The following is a 4,443-nucleotide window of genomic DNA, read 5'->3' on the forward strand; positions in this document are numbered from 1 at the left end:
AACGGTGGTGATAGCTGCAGTCAGGGTGGTTTTACCGTGGTCAACGTGACCGATGGTGCCCACGTTTACGTGCAGTTTGTTACGTTGAAATTGCTCTTTAGCCATCGCTTGTCCCTCTAAGACACGGATATATCAAAGATATCATCACATCAACCAGGCTGTGCCTGAATGCAGGATTTACAGAGAGAGAATCAGGGAGGAGATAAAGGAAGTGGTGCTGATACCCAGAGTCGAACTGGGGACCTCACCCTTACCAAGGGTGCGCTCTACCAACTGAGCCATATCAGCACATCTGGAGCGGGCAGCGGGAATCGAACCCGCATCATCAGCTTGGAAGGCTGAGGTAATAGCCATTATACGATGCCCGCATCCTGGAACTCGGCTACCTGTTCTTTCTGTAGCTTGTGAATAATAAGAGATGTTCCCCTACTATTCGAAGTCTGCCAGCGTTACTGACCGACTTTAACTGTGCCGAAGCGCAGTTTGAATTTAGGGTGAGAGAAGTGACTCACCGACAGACAAACAGGTTGTTTATCTGCTCCCAACCGAGAGGGTTGAGATGGTGGTGGGAGAAGGATTCGAACCTTCGAAGTCTGTGACGGCAGATTTACAGTCTGCTCCCTTTGGCCGCTCGGGAATCCCACCTACTTGATGGTGCCGGCTACCGGAATCGAACTGGTGACCTACTGATTACAAGTCAGTTGCTCTACCAACTGAGCTAAGCCGGCATCAAGTGACGCGCATTCTAGGAAGGTCGGGGACAGGATGCAACAAAAAAATCGCTGAAATTACTCTATCGCTTACTATTTGTGCAAATCCTCGCATTTTAGCGTTTTTGCGGAGAAAAATTAGGCGGTTCCGGCTGTTTTTAGCCAGCGGCGGCATGATTTTTATTGTGTCGGTTTCACTCATCCAACATCTGAAGCGCTGTCTTTTTGCTCACTTAGCCTTGCCGAAAAATAAAAATTTCTCTCAGGTGCGCATCTGCAACGCTGACAATAAGAAACGTCAGGCGCAAATCACGATGTCAGCACGACAGATAATCATACCGCTTGCTTCGCCTGCGGCCGTGCTTATGCGCAGCCGCTTGCGAAAGCGTGCGCGGATTTATCATTTTTCTTCTTTTTATTGTCACACTGATGTTAACCTCCAGCCCATTGTTCTCAGTAAAGACTTTGTGACATGCAGCTATAGATTTCATATCGCTACGGGTTTTTTATCTGCGTGCTATGAATAAGCCTGAATCTGCAGTCAGACGCATACTTATGAATAAAAAGAATTCACCTCTGACCACGCCCTATCTGGAGTTCACGCGTAAGCAGTGGGCCGCCCTGCGTAATTCTGTGCCGATGACCTTAACTGAAGAGGAGATCGCGCAGCTAAAAGGCATTAATGAGGATTTGTCTCTGGAGGAAGTAGCAGAGATCTACCTTCCCCTGTCGCGCCTGCTTAACTTCTATATCAGCTCCAACTTACGCCGTCAGGCCGTGCTTGAGCAGTTCCTTGGAACTGACGGGCAAAAAATCCCCTATATCATCAGCATTGCCGGCAGCGTGGCCGTAGGTAAAAGTACCACCGCGCGCGTCCTGCAGGCCCTGCTGAGCCGCTGGCCGGAACATCGCAAAGTAGAGCTCATCACTACAGATGGCTTTCTGCATCCTAACGCGGTGCTGAAAGAGCGCGGCCTGATGAAGAAGAAAGGCTTTCCTCAGTCCTATGATATGCATCGGCTGGTTAACTTTGTTTCGGCGCTGAAATCAGGCGCCAGCCAGGTGACGGCGCCGGTCTATTCCCACCTGGTTTACGATGTCATACCGGATGGCGACAAAGTCGTGCATCAGCCAGATATATTAATCCTTGAGGGATTGAATGTTTTGCAGAGCGGGATGGATTATCCTCATGATCCCCACCACGTCTTTGTTTCTGACTTTGTCGATTTTTCTATTTACGTGGATGCGCCTGAAGACTTGCTGCAGCGCTGGTATATCAATCGTTTTTTGAAATTCCGTCAGGGCGCCTTTACCGATCCCGACTCTTACTTCCACCATTATGCGCAGCTCTCCGAAGAGGAGGCCGTACAAATTGCCACGGGGCTGTGGAAAGAGATCAACTGGCTGAATTTGAAAGAAAATATACTGCCTACGCGTGAGAGAGCGAGCCTGATTATGACCAAGAGCGGCAATCATGCGGTCGACCGGGTAAGACTGAGAAAATAAGTATTAAAAAAGCCTGCATCGCGCAGGCTTTTTATTTACTGCGGACGAAGGGATATTTCCCCGCCTACCCAGGATTTTACTTCGCCATCCTGCTCAAGCAGTAATCCACCCTGTTTATCTATTCCACGCGCGATACCGTGAATTTCACGTTCGCCGATCAATAGCTTGACCGGTCGGTTAAAAAAGTTATCCAGAGCCTTCCAGCGTTCGGTAAAAGGCGCTAACCCGTCACGTTCAAATATCGGCAGCGCCTCGCGCAGACTGTTTATCAGCTTTGCGGCAAGGTCGTTTCGATTAATCGCGATCCCCGCTTCCTGCAGGTTAATCCAGCCCTGATTAATCTGCGTCGCGTCTGCGCCGCGCATCGCCAGATTGATGCCCGCGCCCATAACAATTTGCGCCGCATCGCCCGTTTTCCCCGTCAGTTCAACCAGGATGCCCGCCAGTTTGCGGTCCTGCAGATAGAGATCGTTAGGCCACTTCACGCGTACGTCCTGCGCGCCCAGCTGCTGCAGCGTCTCCGCTATCACGATGCCAATAACCAGGCTCAACCCCATCGCAGCCGCTGGCCCTTGTTCCAGACGCCAGTACATCGACAGATAAAGATTGGCGCCAAAAGGCGAGAACCATTGTCTTCCCCGCCGTCCGCGCCCAGCCTGCTGATATTCAGCAATACAGGCATCCCCTGATTGCAGCTCATTCATCCGCTCGAGCAAATACTGGTTCGTTGAATCGATAACAGGAATGATGGCCAGATTAGGTTGATGAAGCTGTGCGAGTATCGCCTCTTCATTCAACAGCTGCATCGGTGCCGGCAGGCTATAACCTTTACCCGTTACCGTATAAATATCCAGCCCCCAGGTTTTAAGCGTCTGAATATGCTTGTTGATCGCAGCACGGCTCATCCCCAGTGTTTCGCCGAGCTGTTCACCGGAATGAAACTCTCCGTCTGAAAGTATCTCAACCAGCTTTAACGGGATGCTATGGTCTTTCATATAATTGCCTCTACAGCATTGCACTCGCCCTGTGCCCCGATAAATCGAACTTCGGGCTCAAGCCATACATCAAATTTTTGTCCGACGCGTTCACGTACGGTTTTCGCCAGGGCGACAATGTCCTGCGAGGTGGCGTGCTCGGCATTGATGAGCACCAGCGCCTGCTGCTGATGCACTGCCGCGCCGCCGATGCGAAATCCTTTCAGCTGGCATTGATCGATCAGCCAGCCCGCCGCCAGTTTTACTTCGCCGTTCCCCTGTGGGTAACAGGGCATATCGGGACAGGCAAGCTTCAGCTTTTCTGCGCGTTCGAGGCTTATCAGCGGGTTTTTGAAGAAGCTGCCGACATTACCCGTCACGCGTGGATCGGGCAGTTTACTCTGCCGCATATGGCAAACGGCGTGGAAGACTTCCCAGGCGGTAACCGTAGCAGGATTGAGGCGCGTTAAATCGCCGTAGGTGAGCACCGGCTGCCAGCGTTTATTCAGGCTGAGCCCTACCGCGACAATGGCATATCCCTGCTGATATTGATGCTTAAAGATGCTGTCGCGGTAACCGAAAGCGCACGCTTCGCGATGCAGCCGCTGTGTCGCCCCCGTATCGAGGTTTAGTACGTCGACATACTCGCAGACATCCCTGAACTCAACGCCATAGGCACCAATATTTTGTATCGGTGCCGAACCCGCCATACCGGGAATAAGCGCAAGATTTTCGAGCCCGGGGATCCCTTTCTTCAGGGTCGCCTCAACAAGCGCATGCCAGTTTTCACCGGCGCCGACATGCAGCTTCCAGGCGTCGTCCTGCTCCTGAATATCGATGCCTTTAATCCTGTTAAGGACAACGGTACCAGCAAAATCTTCCAGGAAAAGCACATTGCTGCCTTCGCCCAGCAGAATAAAGGGTTCATTCTTCATTCTGGCGTTTCGCCAGGCGCTGAGGATCATTTCTGGCGTCTCAGCGAGGATACGATCGCGTGCGCAGATCGCAAGACCAAGGGTATTGTCAGCTTGCAAAGAAGGATACTGGTGGGACATTGTGCGGCCTTAACTAAGTTATCTGCGCATAGTTTACCGCATCAGTTCAGGCTTGTAGGGAAGTTTTGATGGTGTCGCGCCGGGAAATGCCTTTACCGCCGATCGACAGACGTAAAAAAGCCCCCTGCGTCAGCAGGGGGCTTTTCTGTATGGATGCCTGGCAGTTCCCTACTCTCGCATGGGGAGACCCCACACTAC

5 protein-coding genes and 4 tRNA genes are annotated in these 4,443 nt (G+C 51.7%); 2 read left to right on the forward strand and 7 right to left on the reverse strand.

Features of this window, described 5'->3' with window-relative positions; translation table 11 throughout:
• The 5 genes from D7S44_RS23145 to D7S44_RS23165 all read right to left on the reverse strand — a co-directional run.
• Positions 1–105 (reverse strand): GTP-binding protein (locus tag D7S44_RS23145; protein WP_233496297.1); only part of this gene is annotated, 105 nt, incomplete at its 3' end.
• A gap of 107 nt (positions 106–212) precedes the next feature.
• A tRNA-Thr gene (locus D7S44_RS23150) sits at positions 213–288 on the reverse strand.
• Positions 289–293: 5 nt separating this feature from the next.
• Positions 294–368, reverse strand: a tRNA-Gly gene (locus tag D7S44_RS23155).
• A 192-nt stretch (positions 369–560) separates the two neighbouring features.
• Positions 561–645, reverse strand: a tRNA-Tyr gene (locus D7S44_RS23160).
• A gap of 7 nt (positions 646–652) precedes the next feature.
• Positions 653–728 (reverse strand) — tRNA-Thr (locus D7S44_RS23165).
• A 5-nt stretch (positions 729–733) separates the two neighbouring features.
• Between D7S44_RS23165 and D7S44_RS23430 the strand changes: the two genes are divergently transcribed.
• Both D7S44_RS23430 and coaA read left to right on the forward strand, forming a co-directional pair.
• Positions 734–1,237 (forward strand): hypothetical protein, encoded by a 504-nt coding sequence (locus tag D7S44_RS23430; RefSeq protein WP_147402135.1) that lies wholly within the window; start codon positions 734–736, stop codon positions 1,235–1,237.
• Between the two features lie 28 nt (positions 1,238–1,265).
• Positions 1,266–2,216, forward strand: coding sequence for a type I pantothenate kinase (gene coaA / locus D7S44_RS23170; protein ID WP_120458507.1), 951 nt, complete (start codon positions 1,266–1,268; stop codon positions 2,214–2,216).
• 35 nt (positions 2,217–2,251) lie between these two features.
• Here coaA and birA read toward each other — a convergent pair whose 3' ends face one another.
• Both birA and murB read right to left on the reverse strand, forming a co-directional pair.
• Complete coding sequence (gene birA, locus D7S44_RS23175) at positions 2,252–3,211, reverse strand: bifunctional biotin--[acetyl-CoA-carboxylase] ligase/biotin operon repressor BirA (RefSeq protein ID WP_120458508.1); 960 nt, start codon at positions 3,209–3,211, stop codon at positions 2,252–2,254.
• Positions 3,208–4,245: a UDP-N-acetylmuramate dehydrogenase gene (murB, locus tag D7S44_RS23180; RefSeq protein ID WP_120458509.1), complete on the reverse strand. Its 1,038-nt coding sequence runs from the start codon at positions 4,243–4,245 to the stop codon at positions 3,208–3,210. Before murB ends, birA begins: the two co-directional genes overlap by 4 nt.
• Positions 4,246–4,443: the final 198 nt, after the last annotated feature.

The sequence above is a fragment of the Pantoea piersonii genome (assembly GCF_003612015.1).
In the GTDB taxonomy this organism is placed as follows: domain Bacteria; phylum Pseudomonadota; class Gammaproteobacteria; order Enterobacterales; family Enterobacteriaceae; genus Pantoea; species Pantoea piersonii.

What these genes read in the sequence shown, in the direction of transcription:
- coaA (WP_120458507.1), top strand. Translation starts at nt 1,266, where the DNA reads ATGAATAAAAAGAATTCACCTCTGACCACGCCCTATCTGGAGTTCACG.
- birA (WP_120458508.1), bottom strand. Translation starts at nt 3,211, where the DNA reads ATGAAAGACCATAGCATCCCGTTAAAGCTGGTTGAGATACTTTCAGAC.
- murB (WP_120458509.1), bottom strand. Translation starts at nt 4,245, where the DNA reads ATGTCCCACCAGTATCCTTCTTTGCAAGCTGACAATACCCTTGGTCTT.